Below are 2,564 nucleotides of genomic sequence, written 5' to 3'. Positions count from 1 at the left end.
GTCCGGGTCGGTGTCGTTGGCGGTAGGAGGGGCCCTCGATGACCAGGGTGTGCGCGCGTGAGGTGAGTCGGTCGATGGCCGATTGGGCGAGTAGCGCGTCGGCGGTCATGGTGAGCCATTCGGCGGGTTCTCGGTTGGATGTGACGATGGTGGTCTTGGTCTGCTGGTGGCGTTCGACGACGAGTTCGTAGAAGTCGTTGGTTTCGGTCGCGTCGAGGGCTCTGAGTGCGAAGTCGTCGATGATCAAGACGTCGATGGCGGTGATGCGGCGAAGTTCGGCGTCGACGCTGTTGTCGAGGCGGGCGGCTTTGAGTCGGTGGAACAGTTTGTCCGCCCGCGCGAACAACACTGTTTTGCGGCGGCCGATAGCCATGTGGCCCAACGAGTTTGCTAGATGTGTCTTGCCGACTCCGACGGGGCCGAGCAGGATTGCGGAGTGGCCGGCGTCGATGAACCGCAGGGTGGTGAGGTCCTCGAGCAGCGGACGGTCGTAGAGTAGATCGTCTGCCGCGCACCAGGTGTCGATCCGCATGCGGGGGTCGAGACCGGCTTTGGCTGATCGTCGGGCGGCGGAGCTGGATTCACGCCGTGAGACTTCATCGGCGAGCAATTGTTGCAGGAACGTCAGGTGCGAGGTTTTGTGTTGGCGGGCCAGGGCTGCGCGTTGGGGCAGGGTGTCGGCGAGGGCTCCGAGTTTGAGGGTTTTGAGCAGGCCGAGCATGTCGGCGCCGACAGGTTCGGGCACACTGTTGGTGGTTCGGGTCATCGGTTCACTCCTGAATGGTGTTGTCGGGGTTGGGAACAAGAGTCAACTGTGTTCTGTTGGTTGCGTATTCGGAGGGGTCACGGGCAAAGCGAGACGATTCCGACCCGGCGGCCACGGGCATGTCCGGGGTGGTTTTCTCGGTGGCCTGCTCAAGCATCGAGGCGATCTTGGGCACGGCGATGACATCGAACTCCAGGGCGGTGGCACAGGCAGCATCGACGGGTCCGGGCCCGTAGGTGCGCACCAGGCCGAGCAGGGTATACACCGCCCGCACCCGAGACCATGGGCGCGGGTCATCGACGATACGGGCCGCGTAGAGCCCGATATGGGGGCCGTGATGTTCGCAGGTGGATTGCAGCTTGCTGATGTTGCGCAGCGCGTAGGCAGCCTTGTCCGCGGGGTAGTCGTGGGGGTCGGTGCTCTGCCCGCCGGCGGGCTGGCGCGGGTGTTGCTTGACCAACTCGCCGCGGTGATAGAACTTCACCGCTTCGCTGTCCAGGCGCACATCCAGTGTCGAGCCGATCCAGGTTTCGGGCAGCGAGTACAGTGCTTTGCCGACCGAGGCGTGAAAGTCTCTGTGCACCTTGACCTGTTTGAAGATCGGTACGTCGTAGTCGGCCGGTATCGGTAACAGGTGGGTGCGTTCGTCGGTGTCGAACAGCACCGCCGGCGCGGCGGCGGTGGTGCCGTGAATCCGCAGTCCCGCAGTGCTCTGGCACCATGCCACCGCGGCGGCCTGGGCATCGGGCAGGCTCGAGAATCGCTCACCGGCCCAAAAGTTGTTCTGCACGTAGTGGATGGTGCGTTCCACCCGCGGTTTGTCGGTTGGTGTGGCGACTCGGGCGGTGTCGGTGACGAACCCGGCATGCTGGCCGTAGTCCAACCAGCCCCGAGACAACCTCGGATTGAGGATGTCGGCCCGGGTGACAATAGGTTTCATGTTGTCCGGAATGATCACAGCGAACACTCCGCCGAAGAACTCCCACGCCGCTGAACAGCCCTCGAGGATCGCTGACAGGGTTTGGGTATGCGTCAGCCACACGAACGTATGCCGCGAGTACACGGCGGTGAACACCAGCGCGAACACTTTGCGGCGCTTACCTGTTGACGCATCATCGAGCAGTCCGAGGTAACCGAAGTCGATCTGGCACTCCACCCCGGGATCCCCATCAGCCACCCGCACCGTGGTCGTGGTGCGTCGATACCCGCAGCACTCGGTCGCGAACCGCACCAGCGTCCGGTACGGGACCACACATCCCTGACGGGCGAGCAGGATGTGAATCTTGGTCACCGTCAACGGTTCTGGATTCTCCGGTGCCCCTCCCTTCACCCACTGCGTAATCTGTTCGGTGAACGGCACCAACGCTTCCCACGCCTGACCATGCCCATTCGGCCGCGCCGGACGCACCCCGGCCACCACCGCACCGAGCAACTCATCGGTCAGTGCCGCCGCGCCGGCCTCACGTGTCAACCCCGCCGCCTGCGCTGCCGCGATGTAGCGTCGCACCGTCTTCCTGTCGATACCCGCGCGCGCGGCGATCGTGCGCAGACCCGGCGCTGGTAACCCCACCGCCAGGCCCAACCACAACCGCAGGACTTCTCTGATCTCTTCCACTGCAACCTCCCGGTAGCCCATGCCGTTGGCCCCTTCCGTGAACATCGTCACGGCCGAGTCAACGGACAAATGAAGGGACCACCGACGCGACGCGCCGGTGGTCCCATAACTGGCAATCCAGGTGGTCCCATCCCCATGGCAAACAATCAGCCCAGGGTGGTCCCTTCACGGTGGCAAATGACA

At 64.0% G+C, this 2,564-nt stretch carries 2 protein-coding genes; both read right to left on the bottom strand.

All coding sequences use genetic code 11. The features are described from left to right. The coding region (locus tag OSB52_RS24515; RefSeq protein WP_266063942.1) for an ATP-binding protein at positions 1 to 766 on the bottom strand (766 nt) is incomplete at its 3' end. Between the two features lie 4 nt (positions 767 to 770). Then, positions 771 to 2,426: an IS21 family transposase gene (gene istA / locus OSB52_RS24510; RefSeq protein ID WP_266063943.1), complete on the bottom strand. Its 1,656-nt coding sequence runs from the start codon at positions 2,424 to 2,426 to the stop codon at positions 771 to 773. Positions 2,427 to 2,564 lie beyond the last annotated feature (138 nt).

It is taken from the genome of Gordonia aquimaris (genome assembly GCF_026262595.1).
Taxonomy (GTDB): Bacteria; Actinomycetota; Actinomycetes; order Mycobacteriales; family Mycobacteriaceae; genus Gordonia; species Gordonia tangerina.
The sequence above is the reverse complement of the archived record's forward strand: the minus strand, read 5'-3'. Positions and strand labels throughout refer to the sequence as shown.

Bases quoted from the DNA above. Each gene is read 5' to 3' on its own strand.
- istA (WP_266063943.1), bottom strand. From the start codon at position 2,426: ATGTTCACGGAAGGGGCCAACGGCATGGGCTACCGGGAGGTTGCAGTG.